The organism is Siccirubricoccus sp. G192, assembly GCF_019084075.1.
Taxonomy (GTDB): domain Bacteria; phylum Pseudomonadota; class Alphaproteobacteria; order Acetobacterales; family Acetobacteraceae; genus G192.
Genome location: NZ_JAHREN010000001.1, coordinates 1,484,752 through 1,508,332 on the forward strand (window position 1 = coordinate 1,484,752; position 23,581 = coordinate 1,508,332).

Sequence of the window (23,581 nt, forward strand, 5' to 3'; positions counted from 1 at the left end):
CCTTTCAGCCATTCAGCCTGGTCTCGGCGCCGAGCCGCGCGCCGCCGCGCGAGCCGAGCCGGAAGCCCGGCACGCCGGCCAGCGGCGCGCCGCCAAGCACCGCCGCATCCAGCCGCGCCGGCGCCGGCCGCCGTGGCAGCCGCGTGGCCGCGCCGAGCACCGCCTCGCAGCCCAGCCGGAAGCCGGCCGCGAGCAGCCGCACCTCCAGCAGCACATGCGCGGGCGCGGCCAGTGCGGCGATGCGCTCCACCGTCGCCTGCAACCGCGCATCCCCGGGCTCCTCCACCGGCACCAGCAGCGTGGCGCGATGCGCGGTGGCGCCGAAGGGATCGGTCAGCGGGTCGCCGGTATCGGTCAGCACGAACTGCCCGATCTGCGCGAAGGCATCGAGCTGCAGCCGCGCCATCACCTCCGGGCCCCAGAGCCGCGTGCCGGCATCGAGCCGGCCGCTGCCGAGCGCCAGCCATTGCCGCATGCGGAAATGCTCGATCAGCCGCGGCTCGCTGCCGGTATAGATCGCCACGTGCCGGCGCAGCCCGAGCGGCGTGCCGCGCAGCCGATAGAGCCGCGCCGCCTCCCGCACCAGGCGGCGGCGCGCGGCGACCGGCCAGTTGCGCTCCAGCGCAAGCCCGATCCAGTCGGCGAGCCAGTCCAGGAAATCGGGACCGAATTCGCCGGGCTCGGCGGCCGGCGTCGCCATGCTGTCGAAGAGGCCCGCGAGGTCGTCCAGCTTGCGGGTATAGCCGGCGCGCACCCGGTCGAAGACCAGCAGGAAGCGGTCGAGGAAATCCGCGGATTCCGGGTCCGGCGCCATGGCCGGCGGCAGGTGGCGGCGGCTGGTTTCGCGCGGCCAATTCGCCTCGATGCGCGTCACCTCCGGGCTCAGCGCGCCGTCGCCGGACAGCGTGAGGCGTAGCCAGAGATAGCGGCCCGGCGGGCTCAGCACCGCCGCGTCCCAGGTTCCATCGCGATCCGGCGCGGTGAATTCCGCCCGGCGCCAGCGTTCCTCCGGCAGCACCTCGATCTCCGTGGGCGACCAGGGCGCCTCGGCGGTGAAGGTCTCGACCATGAGGCGCGTGCCCGCCGGCACCGCGGCGGTCAGCATCACCCGGTCCCAGAGGCAGCCGCCCAGCCGGCTGTCGAGCGGTGCGCTGATGGCGAATCCCGTGGCGGCGAAAGCCCGCTCAGCGGCGCGCGAGAGGCAGGGCTGGCGCGCATCACCGAGGATCGCGGCGCCATCGTGGTCGAAAGCCAGCAGCGTGCATTGCGGCGGCACCTGATGCACCGGCATGGCAGGGTCGCAGCGCCCGGCCGCATCGCGGCAGATCCGCAGCACCGGGCCGGGGATGCGCGGCGAGATCCAGATGGTGCCATCCGCATCGACGCTTACGGCGGGCGGGTCGAAGCGCGGCGCCAGCGGCTCCGGCAACGCGATGTCCTCGAGGAAACCGCCATCCGGCGCCAGCACGCGCAGCGCGTCCTGCCCTTCCTGCACGATGTAGATGCGGCCCTCGCGGTCGCGCTGCAGCGCCACGGGAGCGGCGATGCGCGTGCCATCCGGCGCCGGGCCATCGGCGAAGGGCGCGAGCCGGCCATGCGCATCCATGTGCCACAACGCCGCATTGGCGCGATCGGCAATCAGGGCGCCACTGTCCGGCAGGGTGGCCAAAGCCATCGGCTCCCATGTGCCGGCGGGCCAGGCGTAGGCGCCGGTCGGCAGGCCGGTGGCCGGGTCCAGCACCGGCGAGGACCGTGCCGGATGCGGCATGCCATCGGCGCCGCGCCGCACCGGGCCGATGCTGCGCAGCACGCGGCCCAGCACCGGGTCCACCACCTGGATGCGGCGATTGCCGGTATCCGCCACCAGCAGCCGCCCGCGCGCATCGAGCGCCAGCGCGCGTGCGCCATCGAGTCGGCCATCCAGGCAGCCGAGCAACGCGAAACACTCCAGGCAGGGATCATAGAGCAGGATGCGCGTGCCGCCGCGGTCCAGCAGGAACAAGGCCAGCGGCCCCGCCGCCACCGCCCAGACCGGCGCGGTGAGGCCGCCCAGCATGCCCGCGGGATCGGCCAGCACCCGCGGCCGCACCGGATGCGAGGCAAGGCGCAGCGCCGCCTCCGCCGTGGTATCGGCAAGGCGCTGCATCGCCCAGCCGATGCGGCTATCGAGGACCAGGCGGCTCATCTTGGCGCCCGCGCGGCGGCGAGCCGCACCCGCACGTCATGGCCGCGCGAGCAGGTCAGGTCGTTCGGGCAGAGCTCGACATCGCGGCAGAACTGCCCGGCCTCCTCATCCACCCGCACCGTCATCTGCCCATCCGTCAGGCGGGCGACACCGGGGGTTTCCAGGATCAGTCGGAACAGGTCGGAGACGAAGATGCTGCCGCCGAAGGGCCAGCCGCCGGCGCCCGGCGCACCCGTATCGGGATCAAGCCCGCCGGTCAGCGGGTGGAAGAAGGCATCCAGCCGCTCCTCCACCAGGCGCTTCACCTGCGCCGGATCGGCCTCCGGCCGCACCTCCACATCCACTTCCACGCGCACGGTGCGGTAGCGCGGCGGGGCCACGAACAATTCCGTCGTCAGCAACCGCACGCCGTCCAGATGCGCGCAGACCGCGGCGAGCGTCGCGGCATTGGGCAGGGGGGAGGGGCCTTCCGCGTCCGGCACCACGATCACCGTCACCACCCCGGGCACCGGGGCGCCAGGGTAATACGGGTGCAGCAGCGGCAACGCCCGGGCGCGGCGGATGCGGGCGCCCGGTGTGGCGAGGGCACGGGTCTCGAAATCCGCGGCGGTGACGGCGCGGCCATTGCTGGCGATCTCCGCCCCGGCGCGGCGCCGCACCTCGGCCAGCGGTTCCTCCTCCGCGCCGCCGGTCGCGGCATAGGGGTTGGCGACACCCTCGATCCCGGCGACGAAGCCCTGCAATTCCTTGACGGCGCCAGCCGGCAGGTTGCCGCGCCGGCCGCCGCCCCATTGGTAGCGGCGCGCCACGATGCCGCCACCGGCGAAGGCCACCGGGATGCGGCCGCGTGCATTGTCGCCGAAGACCACCATGCCGCTGGCGCGGTCCAGCGTGTAGTGGCGGGAATCCGGGCCGGAGGCCAGGAAGTCCAGCACCTCCTGCCAGGGCTGGTAGCCCTCGCCCTCATCCACCTCCAGCAGCAGGCTGTGCACGGTGACATCGCCGGCGGGCAGCGGCCGTGCCAGAGGCACGACCGGGGTATTGGCCAAGGTGAAGCGCTGGTCCGGCCGGCCGTCGCTGCGGCCGAGCAATTCGGCCTCCACCGTCGCGGCCTGCACGGCGGTAACGGCATTCGGCAGCACCGCATCCAGCCGGGGCGGGGTTTCGTACTCGCTGCGCGCCAGGCGGCAGCGCAGCCAGTAGAGCGGCTGCCGAATCTCGCCGAGGATGGCGGGGCGGACCAGGGCGCCGGGGCCGCGCAGCGCCACCGTGCCATCCAGGGTGAAGCTGCGGGTGGCATCGGCGATGGCCTGCAACGGCTGCCAGCCGGCCGCATCGCGGTATTCCCAGACAAGTTCGGCATTCGGCGGCAGGCTGGGCGTGCCGCAGGCGAGCGGCGTGGGCGGGCGGGTGGTTTCCGGCAGGCGGAACAGTAGCTCGAAATCCTGCGCGGTGAAGGGCGCCTCCGTCCCGAAGCCGAGGCAGAGCGCCGCGCCCTCCTCCGCCCGCGGGCCGAAGGGGTGGAACCATTGGCCGGCGGCGGCGGCGCGGGTGGTGACCTGGGCGAAGCCGAAGCCGTCGAAGACCTGCACGGCGAGCAGCGGCGTGCCGAGGATGGTAGCGGCGCGCTCCGTCTCGAACAGGATCGGGCCATCCGCATCGGCGGCGGCGGCCACTTGCGTGCCGCGCGGGACGATGACCTCGCTCACGTCGCGGCGCGCCGTGCGGAAGACGAGTTCGGTGCGGGCGGGACCGGCCGGTTTCGGCGTCACGCCCACGAGTTCGAGGAATTTGATGGTGGCGCGGTCGGGGATGCGGTTGACGCGGTAGAGCGTCAGCTCCGTCATCCAGGCGAAGAGCTTGGCCAGGATGATGCCCGGGTCGCTGTCGTTGTGGTCGGTCCATTCCGGCGCGTAGCGCGGGATGCGCGCGCGCACCTCCGCCATGAGGTCGTCGAAGCGGCGGTCGTCCAGTTCGGGTGCGACGAGCGGCATCAGGACCTGCCCTCCCGTGGGTAGAAGGGATAGACCAGGTTGAAGAAGGCGTTGTTGGCGCGGATGCGGTAGTCGATCTCGATCGCCATGGTGGTGGGCTCCTCGCCCTCCCGCACCCGCACATCGACCAGGTCGATGCGCGGCTCCCATTCCGACAGCGCCTCCGTGACGAGCTGCGCCACCACGGCGCGGGAGGCCGCGGTATTGTCGGCGAAGACCAGTTCCTGGATGCCGCAGCCGAAGCGCGGCTGCATCGGCATCTCGCCGCGCGCGACGGAGAGCACGATCCAGATGCCGCGCTCCACCGCCGTCGCATCCTCCACCCAGGGCAACCCGCCGCGCGGCCCGACCCGCAGCGGGAAGCCGAAGCCGCGGCCGAGGAAGGGGCGGGTGGCGGTCATACCGGGATACCCTCCGCGATCTGCTCCAGCGTGCCGACCACGTCCTTCAGCGTCTGCAAGGTCTCGCGCATGCCGTCGAGATCGGTGCCGGGCACGATCGCCGGCACCTCCAGCGGGATGCCGGCGATGGAGAGCAGCGGCTCCACCAGGCTGACCAGGTTCATCACCGGGGCGATGGCACCCTGGAGATGGTCGGCGGAGTTCATGCCGTTGTCCCTCGCGCATTGCAGGATGCGCTGCAACTCGTCATTGCCGGCCGCCTCCGCCGCCTGCATCTGGATGGCGAGGCCGGAGAGCATGCCGATGATGGTCTCCAACTGGCCGATGAAGCAGTTCAGGAAGCGCGTTATCAGCAGGATGATGTCCTTGACGAAGGCCAGCAGCCCGCCCTGCGGCGAGAAGGAGACCACGCATTTCATCACCTCGACCGCGGCCTTGCCGAATTTCTCGATCACCTCCGGGCCGGGCAGGCTGGGCGGATTGGTGAGCGCACCCATGATCTTGATGAGCGGATCGAGCAGCGCCAGCACCTTCACCAGGCATTCGATGGAGGCCAGCATCGGCGCCAATTGCAGCACCAGGCTGAAGGACATGGAGCAATCGGTCGGGATGCCCTTCGAGATGTCGGAAAAGGCCGAGAGCTTCGCGCCCGAAGGCAGGCGCAGCTCCGCCTTCTTCGGCTTCGGCAGCGCCAGCAGGCTGCAATCGGGCAGCTTGAGCAGCTTCTGGAGGTCGGGCGAGAGGGTGATATGCTGGTCCATCGCGCCGCCCCTAGATCGGATTCGAATTCGGCGTGACGACGCGCTGCCAGCCGGGGCCGGACAGCGTGATCACCGGCGCCTCGATGCTCAGCAGCGCCACCGAGACTATGGAGATGCGCCCGTTCGACAGGACGATGCGGTTGCCATGCGCATCCTCGATCACCAGCGCGCCGGCGGCGCCGCCGCTGGGTGGCTCGTCGATCAGCCGGATGGTGTGGCCGTTCAGCGAGCGCAGCATCCGCTCCCGCGGGCTGGTGGAGGGCGGCCGGTCCGGGCCATTCCACAGGAAGCCCACGACATAGGGGCTTTCCGGCTCGCCATGCAGGAAGCCTACCAGCGCCTCGTCGTTCACCTCCGGCATGGTCCAGGCGCCGCGATCATTCCCCGCCATGGGTGCCGCCACCGGGGCCCAGGCGGTGGTGGGGCGGCCGGGTTGCACCACCAATTGCAGCAGGATGCGCCCCGCGCCCATCGGGTCGAGCACGTCCAGCACCGTGCCGATGACGAAGCCCTGGATGCGGCTGCCGCTTTCGCCTGAATCACTCATCGGCTGCCCCCTGGCTTCGCTTCCGGGCCGATGCGCTTGGCATCGAAGCTGGTGCGGTAGCCCTGCTCATTGACGGTGTGGCGCGTAGCGGTGACGAAGTAGCGGCCATCGAAGGGCTGGCCGGTGCCGCGGATCACCACGCTGCGCCCGGCGCGGAGATCGGGCAGCCCCACCGTGCTGCCGGTGGCCGTCACCATGCCATGCTGCTGGCCGCGCAGGATGTCGCCGGCACGGCGCCGCGCCTCCTGCACCGAACCGACCGGCTGGTCCACCACCACATCCTCGCGGTTGGCGCTGCGTGCCACGGCGATCAGATCGGGATTGGCAAGTTCGCTCGCCGGGATGGTGTCGAGCGTGACGCGCTCCTCGATGCGGGCCTTGGCACGACGGTCCCAGCCGCAGACGGTGACGGCATAGAGCTGCCCCGCGCTGGAATAGACCGGGCGGAAGCTTTGCAGCGACCGGCCCCATTCCAGTACATAGGCGATGTTGGAAAGCTGCGTGGTCGGGCCGAAATAGAGGATGCGCTCGGGCGTTGCCGTGCCGGGCGCCGCCTCCTCGTCGATGGTGACCTCGTAGCCCAGGCGCCGCGCGCGTTCGAGCAGGAAGACGATGGGATACTGGTTGTTCATGAAGATGTTCGGCTGCGCCACCTCGCGGCCGCGCGCATTGGCGTCGATGCGGATGCGCATGCCGAGGCCGGGGCGGCCCTGCGCGTCGTTCGGCGGGCGGGCAAGGGCAAGGGCCACGTCGCTATCGCGGATGCTGGTGCTGCCGTCATCCGGCCAGCTCCAGCTGTATTGCCGGCGGCGCAGGCGGTCGAGCACGTTCAGCCCATGCGCCACCATGCGGGAGCCGCCCTGTTCCGGGAATTCGACATCGAGCGTGGTGATGAACCCGGTCATCATCAGCCGCATGTCGCCCTGGTACCCGACCAGGAGCTGGATCTCGTTGCCCGGCTCGAACAGCCTGGCATTGGGGTCCTTCGCCCGCTCGGCGGGCAGGCCGATATATTTCGGGCGGCGTTCCGCCGTGTCCCAATTCGCCACCGCCAGGGTGAAGCCGTCCACCTTGTCGGTGCCGTCCTCATAGGTCACTTCGCTCACGTCGCGCACCACGTTGCGCGGCAGCGGCGCGCCGCGCACCCGCAGCTCGAAGGCCGGCACGTAGAAGGACCGGTTCGTGGTGGCAAGTTCGACGAGGTTCGTGCCGGACATGGTTCAGGGCGCCGGCGGAATTTCGAGGCGCTGGCCGGGCGGTAGCGCGAGCGGGTCGTCGATGCCATTCGCCTCGGCGATGCGGCGCCAGTCGCGCGGGTCGCCGCCGGTGCGCTCGGCGATGCGGGTGATGCTCTCGCCGGCCTGCACCACATGCGCCTTGGTGTGGTCGGGCGAGCGCAGGTTCAGCTCCGCTATCTGCTGGTTGAGGGTCTTGTACTCCTTCAAGGACATCGTGAGCGTGGCGCGCAGCGGCAGGCCGAGGGAGGAGAAATAGGTGAAGCGCTGCCGCACGCTCTCCACCACCCCCTTGAAGCCGTGCCGCTGCTGGCTGTCCGGGCGGCGGTGGCCGGGGAAGGCGTCGCCGCCCCAGGCGAACAGCACGATGGGCGGGGCGTGGCGGTCACCCTCGATCTTCACCAGGTCGTAGAAGGCATCGGTCTTCGTCGTCACCGGCTCCGCCTCGGCGCCGGTGCCCTTCTCTGTCGAGTCGAAGAACAGGTCGAAACCCATGGTCTCCGCTTGGCCGCGGACGAATTGCAGGATCGGCGGATCGAGGCCGGGGATCGGGATTTCAACCAGCTGCGCGCCCTTGGTCAGGGTGTATTCGGTCGGGTTGAACTGCACGCGCAGCGATCTGCCGGAGGGCGTGCCGTCCGGGTTCAGCCGGTGGATCTCGGCCTTCGCCAAAGCCCTCATGACTGGCGCAGCCGGTCGGGACGCGGCGCGGCGGCGCGACCGAGCCGGGTATTGGCCTCGGCGATGCTCCGTGTCCGGCTTGCCTGGTCGAGCCGCGCCATCAGCCGGTCCAGCAGGCGATTTTCCTGCGCGGCGGTGAGCGGCGCCTCGTCATCGGTGAGCGCGACATTCGCGGTAAGCTCCCCGATATGCACATCCACCATCGCCACCCTCCCTAGAACAGCTGTTGCAGGGCGCCGAGCAGGCTGCCGTCGCCGCCGCTCTGCACGAGCCCCTCATGCGCGATCTCAATCTCCTCGATCGCCACCTGCGCCTCCCGCGCATTCAGTCCGGGCCCGACCCAGCGCACCGGCAGGCCGCGCGTGAAGCGCCAGCTCCGCACCGCCTCTCCGGCCTCGTCGAGCAGGGTCACCACGCCGTCGCGCCTGTTGCCGCGGCCATCGAGGAAGCCGCGATGCCAGTCCCAGAGATCGGCGGAGCGCACCACGCCGCGGCGCAGCTTGAGGTTTGCCCATTGCGCGCGACCGGGAGAATTTCAGCACCGTGCCGTTATTGCCGCCCTCCCGGTATTCCTCGGGCTGGATAGTGAGGTCGAGGCCGGAGACCTCGGCGAAGCCGCCCTGCGGCGGCAGCCCGACCGTGAGCTGCAGGAAGGCGCCGGGGCTTGCGCTCTCCACCAGGGAGACGGCGAAGTTGAAGCCGAGCGCCGGGTCGCACCGCGTGCCGCTCATGCCACCTCTCCCGGCGGCACCAGGGGTTCGGCGATCTCCACCGCCTCGTCGCTGCGGGTCAGGGTGAGCAGCACGAATTCCGCGGGGCGCACCGGGGCGACGGCGATGCGGATCACCAGCTCCCCCTCCGCCGCGGCGCCGGCCGGGTCGAAGGCGACGCGGAAGGCCTCCTCCGCCACCGCGCCGGCCAGGCTGCCGCGCCGCCAGAGGTCTTCCAGGAAACCCTCCAGCGCCGCGCGCAACTGCCGCCGCAGCGCCGCATTGTCAGGCTCGAAGGGCACCCAGGCGAGGCCGCGGCGAAGCGCCCGGCGCAGCAGGATCAGGATGCGGCGGACATTCAGCAGCGCCTGGTCCGGCTCCGGCGCCAGGGTGCGCGCGCCATAGAGGCGGATGCCGCGCGAGGGCAATGCGCGGATCACGTTGACACCGGCCTCGTTCAGCATGGCGCGGCGCGTCTCATCGGCCTCGCGCGTCACCGCCTGCACCCATTGCAGCGGCGCATTGGCCGGGGCCTTCTGCGCGCCGAAGGCGAGGTCGGAGGCGGCGAAGGCGCCCAGCGCATGGCCGCTCGGTGGGCAGAGGCGGCTCGCGGCGCGGCGGTCCTCGGTATCCGTCACCTGCAACCAGGGCCAGTAGAGCGCAGCGAAGCGGCTCTCCAGCCCGATGCGCCAGTCGCGCACGGCATCGGGATCGAAGGGATCGGCGGCGCGATCGCCGCGCGGCGCATCCAGCACGGCCAGGCGGTCGCCGCGTTGCTCGCAATGCTCGATCATGGCCCGCTGCACGGCGCGCAGATCGGCCAGGGTCAGCGGCGGCGAGGCTTCCAGCAACACGGGCGCGGGCTCCGGCTGCGCGGGTGGCGGCGGGGCATCGAGCGCGCAGGGATCGGCGGGAATGACGGGTGGCGGCAGGAATTCCCGCGCCGGCTGCCGCTCGGGCTGTGCATCCGGGATGGCGATGGCGGCCGGCTCATCCACGGGCTCCAGCAGGGCCAGGCCGCGCAGCAGGTCCTGCGCCCCCAGGGCCGCGGTGCCGTCGCGCCCGCCGGAGAGGCGCAGGCGGCCGGTAGGGTAGGGGCCTGCGGCCGGGTCGGGCAGCGGGCAGGGCGCGGCGCCCGGCAACCGCTCGGCGCGGATCAGCCGCGAGCGGTCGGTGACGGTGGCGATCTCCCCCGCCTCCGGCAGGTCAAGCCCGGCATGGGTCTCCACCAGCCGCCCGGACTCCAGCACCGAGAGGGCGAAAGTTTCGCGGCGCAGCGTGATCGGGTTGGTGCCGGCGGCGGCGGCGACGCGATCGAAGCCCACCGGCAGTGGAGCGTCCAGCAACAGGCGCCGCGCAGTGCCGTCCACGCCACGCAGCCGCCGCCGCAGCGCCGGCGCGCCCTGTTGCTGCACCGTCAGCGTGGCGCCCGGCAGGAAGCCGACCAGGCTTTCCGCCGACAGCGCATCGGCGGCATCCGGCACGGGAACGCGCCGCGTGCGGGTTTCGGCGGAAACGGCGCGGCTCAGCCGCAGCTCGATGCCATTGCCCCAGGCGCCCGGATTGGCGGCCCGGACCAGCAGCACCGGCTTGCCATCCTCGTCGAAGAATAGGCCCTCCGCCGCGGCCGCGCCGGTGGCGAAGCGGATCGGCCGGTCCAGCGCGAAGTCGCCCGGCAGCGAGCGCGCCCAGCGCAAGATGCCGGGCGCTGCTTCGGCCACCAGCCGCAGCGTCTCTCGCCGCAGCGTGAAGCCGATCGGCTGGGCAAGGTCCAGCCCGGCCGGCAGCGGCGCATCCCAGCCCAGGCGGCGCGCGGCCGCATCGATGCTGCGCAGGCTGCGCCAGGTGGTGGGCTGGCCCGCCTGGGACACCGCCACGCGGCTGCCGGCGCCGAAGCCGGTGATGTCGAGCAGCACGGAGGCGACACGGTCCGCCGGCTGCGCGCCATCGGCTGAGGTGGCGATCTCCTGCACCATCTGCACCGCCGCGCCGGGCGCGAAGCCCCTGGTGTCCAGCACCAGGCTCGACAGCCTGTCCGCCGGCTGCGCCAGGCCGGGATCGGTGGCGGTTTCTGCCGCCGCGGCGGCGACGCGCACCAGATGGCAGCGGCGGCCGCCATTCTCGAAGAAGCCGCGCACCGCCCAGCCAAGCTGCGCCCCCGGCAGCAGCCCGCCGAAGGTTTCGCGGAAGCCCGGCCAGCCTTCCACCGCCACCACGCTGTCCAGCGGCCCACGCTCGGCGATGCCGATGAAGGCGGGCACGTCGATCGCGGCCGGCGCCAGCGGCGCGGGCCGGCGCGGTGGGATCCAGTAGAGGCCGGGGGCGCGTGCCATGCTTCGGGCCTCAGACCACCTCGACCCGCTCGACGCAGATCTCGATCTTCTCGACCGCCACCTCATTGGCGGTGGCGTTGAAGCTCGGCCCCTCCCATTGCGAGATGAAGCCCTCGTAGAAGCGCCAGCGCCATTGCGGCTGCTGCGCCTCGTCGGTGAGGATGACCGCGCCGTCACGCCGCGGCGCGGCGCCGTTCAGGATCTGCAGGTACCACTCCCACAGCCGGCGGTCGCCAATGATGCCGCGCGTCAGCTTGATGGTGTCGAAGGTGCGCAGCCCATAGAGCTTGCGTACATGCAGTTGCCGGTCGGAACCCTCCCGGTATTCCACCGGGTCGGTCTTGAAGGTCAGCCCCGCGCATTCGCGGAAGCCCATGTTGGTGATGGGGCCGATCTCGACGCGGAAGTTGTAGCCGCGTAGGGGATCGACGCGCTCGCCATTGGCCATGGCCCGTCCTCCTCAGGATTCCTCAACCAGGGCGCCGGAGGCGGTCTGGCTGATGCGGATGATGACGAATTCGGCGGGCTTCACCGGCGCGATGCCGATCTCCATGATGAGCCGTCCGTTGTCGATATCGTCCTGCGACATCGTCGCGGTGCCGCAGCGGATGTAGAAGGCCTGCTCCTTCTTGAAGCCGAGCAGGGCCCCGTCGCGCCAGAGCCGCGTCAGGAAGACATCCACGCTGTCGATCAGGCGCGACCACAGCTCCGGCCCGTTCGGCTCGAAGACCGCCCATTGCGTGCCGCGCTCGATGGATTTCTCGATGAAGATGAAAAGGCGCCGCACCGCCAGGTATTTCCAGTCCGACAGGCTGGTGATGGTGCGCCCGCCATAGACGCGGATGCCGCGGCCCTCGTCGCGGAAATTGCGGATGACGTTGATGTTGTTCGGCGCCGGGTTGAGCACGCCATGCTCCGCGCGGTTGACCAGCGCCTCCACGTCCAGCAGCCCGCGGAGCACCTCGTTGGCCGGCGTCTTCACCACGCCGCGCTCGGAATCGATGCGGGCGATCAGCCCGGCGACATGGCCGGAAGGGCCGATGGCGCGCTGGCCCTCGGCGGTCGTCACCACCACGCGCGGATAGTAGATGGCGGCGTATTTGCTGTCGAAGCGCAGCCGCTGCGTCTGGATCGCCGGCAGGCCGGGGCCGATGCCGCCCGATGCCTCGGGGTCGAGCAGCGTGATGCGGTATTTCATCCGCTCGCACTGGTCGATCATCGCCTGCTGCACCGCCTGGTCGCCCCAGCCCGGCGCGCCGATCACCGCGATATCCTCGATATCCTCCAGCGCGCGAAGTCCGGTGCGCTGCCCCGGCCCGACATCGGTGCCGACCACGTCATTGGCGACGGGCGCCGCATCCGCGCCCGGCGTGGTGGCGGCCAGGCGCAGCCCGTCATCGCCCGCCGGGAAATGCAGCGGATCGGTGGCCGCTGGCACCGAGCCGGCCAGCACGCCCAGCAGCGTCGAGCGTCCCAGCACCTCCTCCACGGAACGGCCGGGAATGGCGGCCAGGGTCAGGCCGGAGAAGCGCTCCACCGTAGTCTCATAGGTGGCGGTCAGGCCGAATTCGCAGACCGTGAACTGGGTCCGCCCGCCGGCCGGCTGCGGCGCGATATCGGCGGCGGCGGCGATGGCGCTGCCCGAGAGCGTCACCACCGGCCCATCCACCGCCCGCACCGAGCGGTAGGTCTTCGCGGCGCCCGCGCCACGGTCGATCTCCACCCAGGCGCCGACATAGAAGCCGGCGGTGGTGGTGAGGCGGATGCGGTTGGCATCGACGGCGCCGGAGATCCATTGTGCCAGTTCGGCGCGCGCGCCGGATTCGTGCTGGGTGGTGACGACCATGCCATCGCCCCAGGCGCCGCCATCAGCCGCCACCAGCGTGAGCGAGGCCGGGCGCGGCCCGGTGGAAATCGTGCCATCGGCATCCACCCCGGCGGCATCGGTCAGCACCGTAGTGAGGGCGGGGAGGAAGGCGGGCGGGCCGGCGGGGGCGATGTCGATCGGGTTCGCCAGGGTCACCAGCCCGGTGGCGCGGTCGATCCCACTGGCCGCGATGGCGCGCGGGGTGGAGGCATAGGTGACGCCGTCCTGCACCATGCGCAGCGTGACCACGAGGCTCGGCCGCAGCCCGCGCAGCGTTGCCGGGCGGAAGGCGGTATCGCCCGCCGTCGCCGGCGATCCGGCGGCGAGCCGCGTGACCAGCCCGCCGCTGGTGGCGAAGCGGGTCGCCGTGGTGCCGGCCGGCGCCACCCGCATGATGTAGAGGCGCGATCCGCCATTGGCGAAGAACCCCTCCACCGCCAGCGGCAGGTCGCCCACCGCGGCGACCGGGGAGGTGGCCGGGAAGGGTCCGCCGAAGCGGCGGCGGATTCGGCCGCGCCGGTCACCAGGATGGGGCGGCCGGTGGAAGGGCCGCGCCGGGTGGCGCCGACCAGCCCCGCCGTGCTGAGGCTGACGCCTTCGATGGAGGGCGGCTTGAGGTCGATCTCCTCGACGTAGACGCCGGGGGCCGTGTAGTCAGGCATGTGCCCTCCTTGCTACTCGCGCGGTCATGGGATCAGGCGCCAGTCGATGCGGGTGGTGCCGGCGGCGGGGCTCCCAGTGGGAACAACCGCACGGGATTGCGCGGCGAAACCTGCCGCGGCGACGGTGGCGGTGAAGCGCGGCACCCGGGCGAGGCCGGCGATGCGGTATTGCCCATCGGCATCGGTCGGCGCCGGTCGGCCATGCACGGCGCCCGAGGCCGCCGGCCCCAGCACCAGCACCTCCCCCGGCGCGGCGGCGGCGGTGAGCAGCACCGCCTCCCCGGCGAAACCCTGGCCCAGCGTGGCGGTGGCCGCGGCGGCGGGCGGGCCGAGGGTGCAGGCCTCGGCCGCATCGCCCTGCCGGGCTGTGACGGCGAGCGGCCCGCCGAGCAGCACCAGGCCGGGGCCGGCCGGGTTCACCGGGTCCGGCAGCACCACGGCGATGCGCGCGAAGCCCTGCCGCGCCGGCGGGCCGAGCCGCAGGATCTGGCCGGCGGCGAGGCCCTGAAGGCTGTCCAGTTCAAGCCAGGTCTCCCCCGCCGCCACGGTTTCGCGGATGGTCTTGGCAGGCGCTGCGGCGGGCACCGGGACCAGGGGGGAAGCCCTGCACCGGGGTTGCCGCCGGCACCGCGGCGCCGAGCGGCGGGGCGAGCAGCAGCAGCGCCCCGGCCAGCGGCCCCGCCGCTGCCAGGCTGAGCGTCGCCCCAGGCACTGGCGCACCGCTGGCGGCCGCCACCACCCGGCCGCCCAGGCTTCGCGGCAGCCGCCGCAGCAGGAGTTCGGGCGCGGCTACCGGCAGGGCGGGATCGGCGGGCAGCGCCACCACCTGCTCGGCCGGCTGGAAGCCCGGCTCCCGCAGCCGCAGCGTGAAGGGCGGCGGCAGCGGCATCTCGGGATCGGCGGTGACGACCACCAGGCCGCCCGGCTTCACCAGCACGACCAGGCGCGGATCGCTGGCCTCCGGCGGGGCGGAGAGCGACACCGGGCTCGCCCCGTCCTCGTCCAGCACGCGCAGCACCGCCAGCGCCACCTGCCGCCCGTCGCAGTCGGGATGCACGCGCCAGAGCAGGCCGTTCGCGGCGAGGGGGGCGAGCATCGGCCTCAGCTCCCCAGCGGCTCGGCCGCGGCATAGCGGGTGCGGCGGTCGGTCACGGGGCTGGCGGGCAGCGGCTCGGCGCCGGCCGGCAGCAGCACGAAATCCACCAGATAGGCGGCGCAGAGCTCATAGGGCTCGTGCAGGGCATGCCAGAGCCGGGCCAGCTCCTCGGTGGTATGCGGCTCCAGGTGCAGTCGCAGCGCGCCGATGCCGGCCGCCGGCAGCGCCGGTTCCAGCCGGTCGGCGCCGAGCATGGGGTTGGCATGCATCGCCTGCAGCACCACGCCGAGCAGCCGCTGCCGGGTGATCGGGTCGGCGCCGAGCGGAGTGGCGAGGTAATGCAGGTCCACCGGCAGGCGCGGCGCCTCCATGCGGTCCGGGCCGAGCCGCCGCGGCGGCAGGTTCAGCACATCCCCCTGCCGTGCCACGCGATGCAGCCAGAGCGACACCACCGCCTCGCCGGGATCCGCCGGCCGTGCCGCCTTGGGCGATTCCAGCGAGACGGAGACGGTGGGGAAGGCAATCTTCACCGCGGCCTCCAGCATCCGTTGCAGGCTGAGGCTGGCATCACCGAGGATGCTGCCATCCATGGCTCAGCCCACCGCGCCGGAGGCGGCGGCGAGGATTTCCGCCGCGGAGATGTCGTCGAGGCGCCGCCGCCAGGGATCGAGGCGGTGCAGGCAGGCCCAGGTGCCATCCGGCGTCAGCGCCAGCACTGAGATGCCGGCGGCGGCGCCATAGCCGGGATCGAGCGCCTGGAGGTCGGCGGGGTCGGCGCGGGCCAGCACCACCACGGCGGCGCCGGCCAGGGTGGCGGCGGCGATCAGCCCTTCCTCGGCGATGCTGCCGGACCGGATGGCGAGCCCGGGATGCTGGCCGAGGATGCCACGCAGCAGATCCTCGAAGGTCTGCGGCAGATCGGCGAGCAGGACGGTGGTCAGGGCCAAGACCCGCGCCTCCGGTTGGTGGAGCGCGGCAGTCTCGGGCCGGCGGGGCGGCGGAAGCCATGGACCGGATGGCCCGCAAGATGGGCCAGGCAGCTGAGTGGCCGGACCCCGCCCATGGGCCTGGGCCTTTCGGTCCAGAGGAGGTCCGGACCGGGGCATGCCGCCGGCACCGCGCACCGCCACGGGCGGGCGCGATGCGTCCGGTCAGCCTGCCATGCCGGGGTGGGGCGCCTTGTATCTTGGGTGCGCCGATTCAGGCTTGCGGGCCCGAAGGCCCGCGGTCATCGGATCAGCTCAGGGCGCCCGGTGCAGCCGCAGCCGGGCGCTGGCCTCGCCGCGCCGGCTGATCTGCAATTTCTGCAGGATGTTGTGCATGTGGTTCTTCACCGTCGCGCTGCTGATGGCGAGCCGCCGCGCGATGTCCTTGTTCGAGCAGCCCTGTTCGGCCATCGCCAGGATCTCGCTTTCGCGCGGCGTCAGTCCGGTGAGCGGCGCCGGCTCCGGCTCCGGCCGCAGCAGCGTGGAGAGCCGGCGGAACATCGCGGCGGCGATATGCGGCGCGCAGCGCAGCCGGCCATCCACCGCATCCAGCACCGCGCGGTGCAGCTCCTCCTCGCCGCCATCCTGCGGCACATAGCCGGCGAAGCCGGCGGCGGCGCAGGCGAAGACATCCTGCTCCACCTCGGCCAGGGCGAAGGTGACGAGCTTGGCGCCTGGGCAGGCAGCCCGCAGCCGGCGGCCGATGCCCGCCGTGTCGCCGCCGCCGAGATCGACCAGCACGACATCCGGCGCGCAGGCGCCGATCCGGTCGAACTCGGACGGCTCCAGCCCCGCCGCGCCCACCACCGCGATATCCGGGCGCCCGGCGAGGCCGAGGCTCAGCCCCTCGCGCACCAACCGGACATTGCTGGCGATGGCGACCCGTACCGGCCGTCGCGGCTCGGCGCGGACGGGTTCGGCGGAGGGGGTTGTCGGAGCGCCTTGCCTGGTCTGTGAGCGCATGCCGCACCTCAGGGGGCTGAGCCGATACGGTAGCGCCGGCGGGCCCTGGCCTGCCAGAATTACGCAGCCTGCCTCCGGGATGTCCGCGCAATGGTTGCGGAATGGCAAGATGCGGGCGGAAGCGTAACCTATGCGGCAGCATTGGCGGGAATTTCGCCCTCCGGGCATGCCTCGGGCCAAGCCGCGGCAGCCCTGCATTCCCGATACTGGTTTTCCGGTTCGCGAAGAAATGAGGCCGCCGCGCCGGTCCCCGGCCTGGCTTTCCCGGGAGCCTGGTCCTTTCCCGCCGGGGCCGTTCAGTCGCGCAGCAGGCGCCCTGCCCGCTGCAACTCGCGCTCGGCGCCCGCGGCGATCTCCTGCAGCACCGCGGCGGCAGGACGCAGCGCATGGATCATGCCGAGGCCCTGGCCGGCGAAGCCACCCCAGACATCCGCCCGCCCGGCCGCCAGCGCCGCCGCCGTCACCGGCGAGGAGACCAGGCCCTGATGCGGCATCGGCAGGGGTTCCAGCCCGGCCTCGGCATAGGCCGCCGCCCAGCGGTTCCTCACCATCCGGGCCGGCTTGCCGGTGACGGCGCGGGAGATGGTGGTGCCCTCGTCATTGCCCTCCACCAGCGCCTGCTTCTGCGGGTCGCTGATGCCGGCCTCCGCCGTCGCCAGGAAGGCGGTGCCGATCCAGGCGCCCTCGGCGCCCAGCATCAGCGCGGCGGCCAGGCCGCGCCCGCCGCCGATGCCGCCGGCGCCCAGCACCGGCACCTGGCCGGCCACCGCATCCACCACCTGCGGGATCAGCGCCATGGCACCGACCGGCGCATTGTGGCCGCCGCCGTCATGGCCCTGCGCCACGATGATGTCGACGCCGGATTGCACCACCTGGCGCGCGTGCCGCGTGGTGCCGACCACTGCCAGCACGGTGGTGCCATTGGCGTGCAGCCGCTCCATCCAGGGGCCGGGGTTGCCGAGGCCGGCGGCATAGACCGGCACGCGTTCCTCGATCACCACCTCCATCTGCGCCTCGAAGAATTCGCGGCTGAGCGGCGCCGGGCCGCCGCGGTCGGCGGGGTCGCGACCGAGTTGCCGCTCGAGTTCCGCCGCATCCGGCCAGGCCAGCCCCTCGCGTTCCAGGAAGTCGCGGGCGAAGGCGCGGTGCTGCGGCAGCAGCGCCTCGGTCGTGGGGCCGCCCGCATTGGACCCGCCGCGCCGCACCGAGGCGGGCAGCAGCGTATCCACGCCGAAGGGTTTGTCGGTCAGGGCGCGGGTGCGCCTGATCCAGTCGCGGAGCTGGTGCGGCCCGCAGCTCGCCGCGCCGAGCACGCCGAGGCCGCCAGCATTGGAGACGGCGGCGGCCAGTTCCGGCGTGCTGGCCCGGCCCATGCCGGCGAGCAGGATCGGATGGCGGATGCCCAGCATGTCGCAGATGCGGGTATGCAGCACCATGTCAGGTTTCCTCTCCGTGCGATTGCGCCGCTAGCTGACGGTAAGCTGTTCGATCGAGGAGACGGCCCGCGCCTCCTGCCCCGGGATCATCGGCGCCTCGCCACGCCGTGCGGCGCGGAATTCCTCCGGCACGAAATGCTGCGTCAGCCGCCAGTAGTCGAGCAGCCGCCAGGGCGAGGTCACCGTCACCCGGTTGTGGCGGTTCTTGTACCAGCTCGTCACGCCGGGATGCGCCCAGACCATGTTGCGGCAGGTCTCGTCCACCAGCCGGTTGTAGCTGTCATGCACCTCCTGCCGCACTTCCAGCGTGGCGTAGTCCTGCTCGATCATCTCCCGGAGGGCCTGGGTGATGTAGCGGACCTGGCATTCGAGGTGGAAGATGATGCTGCCGCCATGCGCCAGGTTGGTGTTCGGCCCATAGGTAAGGAACAGGTTGGGAAAGCCCGGCACGGTGATGCCGAGATGGGCGCGCGGATCATCATCGCCCCAGGCATCGCGGATGCTGCGCCCGCCACGCCCCTTGATCCGCATCGGGAAGAGCATCTTCGAGGCCTGGAAGCCGGTGGCCAGGATGATGACGTCCACCGGATGCACGGTGCCATCCGCCATCACGATGGCATCCTCCGTGACCCGCGCGATGCCGCCCGTCACCAGCTCGACATTCGGCCGCTTGAGCATCCGGTACCAGTAATTGTCGCGCAGCATGCGCTTGCCATAGGGCGGATAGCCCGGGATCACCCGGGCCAGTAGTTCCTCATCCCCGTCCAGCTCCTTGCGGACATGCTCGGTGATGAGTTCGCGCATCTTGTGGTTGGCTTCGTTCAGCGAGATCTCCGGCATCGGCCAGTTGGGGTCCATCTGCAGCGAGGCATGGAAGCCGTCCGACCCGGCCCAGAAGAGCTGGAAGCGCAGCCATTGCGCGAAATAGGGGATGTGCCGCAGGCACCACAGATTCCCGGCGCTGACCGCCTTGTGGTAATTCGGGTTGTGCATCGCCCAGTGCGGCGTGCGCTGGAACACCAGCAGCCGCCCTACTTCCTCCGCGATGGAGGGGCCGGCCTGCATCGCGCTCGCGCCCGTGCCGACCAGCGCCACCCGCTTGCCCCGGAGGTCCACGCCGCGGTCCCAGCGCGCCGTGTGGAAGGCCGGGCCACGGAAGCCGGACAGTCCCTCGATCGGCGGAACGGCGGGCTGGTTGAGCTGGCCGACCGCGGTGACGAGGGCGTTGCAGAGGACGGTCTCCTGCCCGCTATCGCGCCCGCGGAATGTGACGCGCCAGCGCGCAGCGGCCTCGTCGATTCGGCCCCCGTCACCTCGGCGCCGAGGCGGACATGCTGGCGCACGCCGTATTTGTCGAAACCGGATTCGATATAGGCGCGGATCTCGTCGCGCCCGGAGAAATGCCTGGACCATCCAGGGTTCGGGTTGAAGGAGAAGGAAAAGAAATGGTTCGGCGTATCCACGGCGCAGCCGGGATAGTCGTTCTCCAGCCAGGTGCCGCCGACCGCGTCGTTCTTCTCCAGGATCTCGAAGGGGATGCCCATTTCCTTCAGCCGGATGCCGGTGCAGAGCCCGGCGAAGCCGGCGCCGATCACCACCACCTTGAAGTCCCGCAGCGGCAGGGTCGCGGGGTCGCGCTGCCAGCGCACCCGCCGCGGGTCCTCGGCGCCGAGGCGCGTCTCCTCCACCAGCAGCGGGATGTATTCCTCCGGCACCGTCTGGCCGACGCCGGCGCTCATCATGCGTTGCAGCATGTCCGGGGGTGGCAGGGGCGGCGGCGGGCGTCCGGTCGTGGCCTGCGCCTTGAGCGCCGCCACCAGGCGGTCCCGCACCTTCTGCTTGAGCGGTTCCGGCACGGCTTCCAGGAAGCTCCAGGCGCCATGGATATGCGGCGCCACCTCCTCCAGGATGTCGAGGTCGCCGGTGAGCTGCACCAGCACCATCAGCATCGGCGCGATATCGGCATCCGCCAGGGCGGAACGCAGCGCCGCCTCGTCGCGGACAGCCTCCTGGAAATCCACGGTCATTGCCAATCCCTCCCGTTCCGCCGCGCCTTCCTGGTCCGACAGTCGGCGGAGCGGTGGAGGATCGCAAGCGGTTCCGGGCCGTGGCTCGCCGGTGCGGCGCGGAACGGCACTTGCCAAGCCGTGGCATTGCCGGTTCAAGGCACCCCCTTTTCCGGTCCCGTCCCCCATGCGCCCTGTCATCGGCATCGATTTCGGCACCACCAACAGCGTGGTCGCGGCACTCCGGCCGGATGGCGGGGTGGAGGTCCTGCGGCATGACGCGGCGGAGGTCTTCCGCTCGGTTTTGTGCTTCTGGGCCGATGCGGTGCGCGGCCCGACCCGCCATGCGGCCGGGCCGGCGGCGATCGAGGCCTATCTGGAGGACCCGCTCGGCAGCCGGCTCATCATGTCGATGAAGAGCTACCTGGCGCAGCGCAGCTTCAGCGAGACCCGCATCCTCGGCCGCCCCTGGGGGCTGGAGGCGCTGGTGGCGCTGTTCCTGCGGGAATTGCTGGCCCCCTTCGGCACGGCGCTGGCCGGTGCGCGGATCGTGGTGGGCCGGCCGGTGCGCTTCGCCGGCGAGCAGGCGGATGACGGCTTCGGCGAGGCGCGCCTCCGCGCCGCCTTCGCCGCGGCCGGCATGCCGGATGTCGAGGTGGCGCTGGAGCCCGCGGCGGCCGGCCATCGCTTCGCCCAGGCGCTGGACCGGCTGGCCACCGTGCTGGTGGGCGATTTCGGCGGCGGCACCAGCGACTTCTCGCTGCTGCGCTTCGACCCGGGGCCGCCACGCCGCGTCACGCCGCTCGGCCATGCCGGCGTCGGCATCGCCGGCGACGCCTTCGACTACCGGATCATCGACCGCGTGGTCTCGCCGCTGCTCGGCAAGGGCGGCAGCTACAGCGTGATGGGCAAGCCGCTGCCGATTCCGCCGGGCTGGTACACCAGCTTCGCCCGCTGGCACCGGCTTTCCCTGATGCGCGCCCCGCGCACCCTCCGCGACATCCTGGAGGTCGCCCGCACCGCGGAGCACCCGGAGCGCCTCCGCCGCCTGGTCCGGCTGATCGAGGACGAGGCCGGCTATGCGCTCTACCGCGCCGTCTCCGGCGTGAAGGCCGCGCTCTCCGGGGCCGAGACGGCGGTGCTGCGCTTCCGGCACGAGGATTTCAGCATCGGGCAGGACATCCGGCGCGCCGATTTCGAAACCTGGATCGCACCCGACCTTGCGCGGATGGGTGCGGCGGTGGATGCGGCGCTGGCCGATGCGGGGCTCGCGCCCAGCCAGGTGGACCGCGTCTTCCTCACCGGCGGCACCTCCCTGGTGCCGGCGGTGCGGGCGCTGTTCGAGGCGCGTTTCGGCGCCGGGCGCATCATCGGCGGCGGTGAATTTGTTTCAGTCGCCGAGGGGCTTGCCTTGATGGGCGCGGCGCCGGGCTGATCAGCCCGGCTGGCGCAGCATCGGCACGAAGAGGGCCAGGCCTACCTGCTGCGCCACCGCCACCGGCAGACGATAGCCGGGGCCGTCCGGGTCCTGCCGCGCCCGCCAGGCATCCAGATGCGCATCCGAGCAGAAGAAGGGCTTCAGCGCGCAGCCGGATGTCGCAGCGCAGCCCCCGGCATAGCGGATGCCGGACCAGACCACGGCATCGCGTGGCGAGGTCGCGGCCAGGCCATGGCCCCGCGTGGCGATGTGGATGCGCGCGCCGCATTCGGCGCAGGTGGACTCGACCATGGAATCCCGGCCGGCCATGCCGCCGGCACCCAGCGCGTCGATGGCGCAGAGCGCATATACCGGCTGCGTGGCGCCTTCCAGCCTGACCCGGTGCGGCGTCGGCAGGGCGCTGAAGGGATAGGCGGCGGTGATCCGCCCCGCCGCATCGAGCACCAGCAGGTCCCGGTCGCGGAGCGATTGCAGCCGCGCGGGAATCACCGCCGCGTCCAGGCCGCTGGCGGTGGCGAGGGTGGCCTGGCCGGGCGGCTGCCCGGTGGCGATGAAGCCCTGCAGTACCGCCTGCCAGAGCGCATCCTCCGCCGCATCGAGGCCCGACCAGCGCTGCCGCCGCCCGGCCACCGCCATGCTGGCCGAGAGCGCGGCACGGCCCGCCGGGTCCGGCACCAGCGGCCAGTCCGGCATGGCCACGCCGGGGCGCAGCGCGAAGCTCTCGCCGGGCTGCATGGCGCCGCGCCTAGCCGTGCCGCCAGCGCAGCAGCCGGTGTTCCAGCCTTTCGGAAGCGAAGAACAGCAGCAGCACGAAGCCCATGATGAGCATGACCAGCGCCAGCGAGAGCGAGGCATTGTAGGTGCTCTGCGCGAATTGCAGCAGGTAGCCGAGGCCGCGCGAGGAGGCGACGAACTCGCCCACCACCGCGCCGGTGAAGGCGAAACCCACCGCGACCTTGAGGTTGCCCATCACCCAGGACACCACGGAGGGCACATAGACCTCCCGCACCAGCACGGCACGGCCGCCGCCGAGGGTCCGCACCCGCTCGACCAGGCGCTGGTCCACCTCCTTCACGCCGGAATAGACCGAGAAGAAGACCAGCACCGCGACCAGCACGGTGGCGAGCGCCACCTTGGAGCCGAGGTCGATCCCCATCCAGATGACGAAGAGCGGCGCCAGGATCACCCGCGGCACCGCATTCAGCAGCATCATCACCGGCTCCAGCAGCGCCGCCAGCAGCGGCACCAGCGCCGCCGCGAAGCCGAGCAGGATGCCGATCGCCAGCCCGGCGGCGAGGCCGAGCAGGGCGGCGGTGAAGGTGGCCTGGAGATGCGGCCAGATGCTGCCATCGGCGAAGAGGCCGAAGGCGACACCGGCCACCTCGCTCGGCGGCGAGACGAACAACGGGTTGAGCAGCCCGGCCCAGCCCGCCGCCTCCCAGAGCAGCACCAGCGAACCCAGCGCCAGCACGCGGCGCAGCCAGAGGCGGTCCAGCAAGGTGTTCATGCCGCGACAAGCTCCGGCCGCGGCGCCACCTCGGGGGAGGAGGCGCCCTCAAGGTCGCGCCAGAGCTGGCGCAGCAGGGGGGGCGAAGACGGGATGGCCGCGCACGGCGAGTAACTCGCGCGGCCGCGCGATCGGCACCGCGCGGCTGGCCAGGATGCGCGCCCGCGGCCCGCCCGAAAGCACATGCACCACGTCCGAGACGGCGATCGCCTCCTCCAGGTCATGGGTGACGAGCAGCACGGAAATCCCCTCGCGCTGCACCAGATCCAGCAGGTCCTGGGTGGCGCGCGCCCGCACGATGGCATCCAGCGCGGCGAAAGGCTCGTCCATCAGCAGCAGCCGTGGCCGGAGCGCCAGCACCTGGGCGATGGCCACGCGCTTGCGCTGCCCGCCGGACAATTGCCGCGGATAGCGCCCGCCGAGCCCCGCCAGGCCGAGCCGCGCCAGCCAGGCCTCCGCCCCCTCCAGCGCCTCGGCCTTGCTGGCGCCACGGATGCGCAGGCCCAGCGCCGCATTCTCGCGCGCCGTGCGCCAGGGCAGCAGGGCGTCGTCCTGGAACAGGAAGCCGATCTCCTCACGCGGGATGCCGAGGTCGATCAGCCCGGAGTCCGGCCGCTGCAACCCGGTGATGGCACGCAGCACCGAGGTCTTGCCGGAGCCTGAGGGGCCGACCAGGCTGGCGAATTGGCGCTCGCCCAAATCCAGGTCGAGATCGGCCAGGACCGGCTCGCGGCCGCCATAGCCCAAGGTGAGGTCGCGGATACGCAGCAAGT

The 23,581-nt window shown here is 72.0% G+C and carries 23 protein-coding genes and 1 pseudogene; 1 reads left to right on the plus strand and 23 read right to left on the minus strand.

Translation table 11 applies throughout. The features are described from left to right. Nucleotides 1-4: 4 nt before the first annotated feature. From KSF81_RS07030 to KSF81_RS07125, 20 genes and pseudogenes are all read right to left on the minus strand, one after another. Nucleotides 5-2,185 carry a phage tail protein gene (locus tag KSF81_RS07030; protein WP_217378368.1) on the minus strand — a complete coding sequence of 727 codons (2,181 nt, stop codon included), beginning with the start codon at nt 2,183-2,185 and terminating at the stop codon, nt 5-7. Then, a complete protein-coding gene (locus KSF81_RS07035; protein ID WP_217378369.1) occupies nt 2,182-4,179 on the minus strand; it encodes a putative baseplate assembly protein in 1,998 nt (665 codons plus the stop codon). The genes KSF81_RS07030 and KSF81_RS07035 overlap by 4 nt, the downstream gene beginning before the upstream one ends. Continuing rightward, nucleotides 4,179-4,580 carry a GPW/gp25 family protein gene (locus KSF81_RS07040; RefSeq protein ID WP_217378370.1) on the minus strand — a complete coding sequence of 134 codons (402 nt, stop codon included), beginning with the start codon at nt 4,578-4,580 and terminating at the stop codon, nt 4,179-4,181. The genes KSF81_RS07035 and KSF81_RS07040 overlap by 1 nt, the downstream gene beginning before the upstream one ends. Next, nucleotides 4,577-5,341: a hypothetical protein gene (locus tag KSF81_RS07045; RefSeq protein ID WP_217378371.1), complete on the minus strand. Its 765-nt coding sequence runs from the start codon at nt 5,339-5,341 to the stop codon at nt 4,577-4,579. The genes KSF81_RS07040 and KSF81_RS07045 overlap by 4 nt, the downstream gene beginning before the upstream one ends. Before the next feature lie 10 nt (nt 5,342-5,351). Next, nucleotides 5,352-5,888, minus strand: a complete 537-nt coding sequence (locus KSF81_RS07050) for a phage baseplate assembly protein V (protein ID WP_217378372.1) — start codon at nt 5,886-5,888, stop codon at nt 5,352-5,354. Next, a complete protein-coding gene (locus KSF81_RS07055) occupies nt 5,885-7,105 on the minus strand; it encodes a phage late control D family protein (protein ID WP_217378373.1) in 1,221 nt (406 codons plus the stop codon). The genes KSF81_RS07050 and KSF81_RS07055 overlap by 4 nt, the downstream gene beginning before the upstream one ends. 3 nt (nt 7,106-7,108) lie before the next feature. After that, the gene (locus KSF81_RS07060) at nt 7,109-7,804 is read right to left on the minus strand and encodes a LysM peptidoglycan-binding domain-containing protein (RefSeq protein WP_217378374.1); all 696 of its coding nucleotides are present in this window, start codon (nt 7,802-7,804) and stop codon (nt 7,109-7,111) included. Then, nucleotides 7,801-8,007 (minus strand): hypothetical protein, encoded by a 207-nt coding sequence (locus tag KSF81_RS07065; protein ID WP_217378375.1) that lies wholly within the window; start codon nt 8,005-8,007, stop codon nt 7,801-7,803. The genes KSF81_RS07060 and KSF81_RS07065 overlap by 4 nt, the downstream gene beginning before the upstream one ends. Nucleotides 8,008-8,018: 11 nt before the next feature. Beyond that, nucleotides 8,019-8,324, minus strand: a pseudogene (locus tag KSF81_RS07070) (phage tail protein); the annotation flags it as partial. Nucleotides 8,325-8,531: 207 nt separating this feature from the next. Next, the gene (locus KSF81_RS07075) at nt 8,532-10,847 is read right to left on the minus strand and encodes a phage tail sheath subtilisin-like domain-containing protein (RefSeq protein ID WP_217378376.1); all 2,316 of its coding nucleotides are present in this window, start codon (nt 10,845-10,847) and stop codon (nt 8,532-8,534) included. 10 nt (nt 10,848-10,857) lie between these two features. Next, a complete protein-coding gene (locus tag KSF81_RS07080) occupies nt 10,858-11,295 on the minus strand; it encodes a phage tail protein (protein WP_217378377.1) in 438 nt (145 codons plus the stop codon). Nucleotides 11,296-11,307: 12 nt separating this feature from the next. Continuing rightward, on the minus strand, nt 11,308-13,170 hold the full coding sequence (locus KSF81_RS07085; RefSeq protein ID WP_217378378.1) for a phage tail sheath C-terminal domain-containing protein: 1,863 nt from the start codon (nt 13,168-13,170) through the stop codon (nt 11,308-11,310). A gap of 230 nt (nt 13,171-13,400) precedes the next feature. Then, nucleotides 13,401-13,922 carry a hypothetical protein gene (locus KSF81_RS07090; protein WP_217378379.1) on the minus strand — a complete coding sequence of 174 codons (522 nt, stop codon included), beginning with the start codon at nt 13,920-13,922 and terminating at the stop codon, nt 13,401-13,403. Continuing rightward, on the minus strand, nt 13,897-14,472 hold the full coding sequence (locus KSF81_RS07095; RefSeq protein ID WP_217378380.1) for a hypothetical protein: 576 nt from the start codon (nt 14,470-14,472) through the stop codon (nt 13,897-13,899). Before KSF81_RS07095 ends, KSF81_RS07090 begins: the two co-directional genes overlap by 26 nt. A 5-nt stretch (nt 14,473-14,477) precedes the next feature. Continuing rightward, nucleotides 14,478-15,062 carry a DUF4255 domain-containing protein gene (locus KSF81_RS07100; protein WP_217378381.1) on the minus strand — a complete coding sequence of 195 codons (585 nt, stop codon included), beginning with the start codon at nt 15,060-15,062 and terminating at the stop codon, nt 14,478-14,480. Between the two features lie 3 nt (nt 15,063-15,065). Continuing rightward, entirely contained in the window at nt 15,066-15,419 is a 354-nt protein-coding gene (locus KSF81_RS07105; protein WP_217378382.1) for a hypothetical protein, read from the minus strand. Nucleotides 15,420-15,713: 294 nt separating this feature from the next. After that, on the minus strand, nt 15,714-16,421 hold the full coding sequence (locus KSF81_RS07110; RefSeq protein ID WP_217378383.1) for a response regulator transcription factor: 708 nt from the start codon (nt 16,419-16,421) through the stop codon (nt 15,714-15,716). 296 nt (nt 16,422-16,717) lie between these two features. After that, nucleotides 16,718-17,857, minus strand: coding sequence for a nitronate monooxygenase family protein (locus tag KSF81_RS07115; protein WP_217378384.1), 1,140 nt, complete (start codon nt 17,855-17,857; stop codon nt 16,718-16,720). Nucleotides 17,858-17,887: 30 nt separating this feature from the next. After that, nucleotides 17,888-18,973, minus strand: coding sequence for an NAD(P)/FAD-dependent oxidoreductase (locus KSF81_RS07120; RefSeq protein ID WP_217378385.1), 1,086 nt, complete (start codon nt 18,971-18,973; stop codon nt 17,888-17,890). After that, nucleotides 18,889-19,884: an NAD(P)-binding protein gene (locus KSF81_RS07125; RefSeq protein WP_217378386.1), complete on the minus strand. Its 996-nt coding sequence runs from the start codon at nt 19,882-19,884 to the stop codon at nt 18,889-18,891. Before KSF81_RS07125 ends, KSF81_RS07120 begins: the two co-directional genes overlap by 85 nt. A 166-nt stretch (nt 19,885-20,050) precedes the next feature. Between KSF81_RS07125 and KSF81_RS07130 the strand changes: the two genes are divergently transcribed. Continuing rightward, the gene (locus KSF81_RS07130; RefSeq protein WP_217378387.1) at nt 20,051-21,298 is read left to right on the plus strand and encodes an Hsp70 family protein; all 1,248 of its coding nucleotides are present in this window, start codon (nt 20,051-20,053) and stop codon (nt 21,296-21,298) included. Here KSF81_RS07130 and KSF81_RS07135 read toward each other — a convergent pair whose 3' ends face one another. Genes KSF81_RS07135 through KSF81_RS07145 form a run of 3 tightly spaced genes read right to left on the minus strand, consistent with a single transcriptional unit; the run spans nt 21,299 to nt 23,579 of the window. Continuing rightward, nucleotides 21,299-22,036 (minus strand): alkylmercury lyase family protein, encoded by a 738-nt coding sequence (locus KSF81_RS07135; RefSeq protein ID WP_217378388.1) that lies wholly within the window; start codon nt 22,034-22,036, stop codon nt 21,299-21,301. Between the two features lie 10 nt (nt 22,037-22,046). Then, a complete protein-coding gene (locus tag KSF81_RS07140; RefSeq protein ID WP_217378389.1) occupies nt 22,047-22,808 on the minus strand; it encodes an ABC transporter permease in 762 nt (253 codons plus the stop codon). 48 nt (nt 22,809-22,856) lie between these two features. Next, nucleotides 22,857-23,579, minus strand: coding sequence for an ABC transporter ATP-binding protein (locus KSF81_RS07145; protein ID WP_217378390.1), 723 nt, complete (start codon nt 23,577-23,579; stop codon nt 22,857-22,859). Nucleotides 23,580-23,581 lie beyond the last annotated feature (2 nt).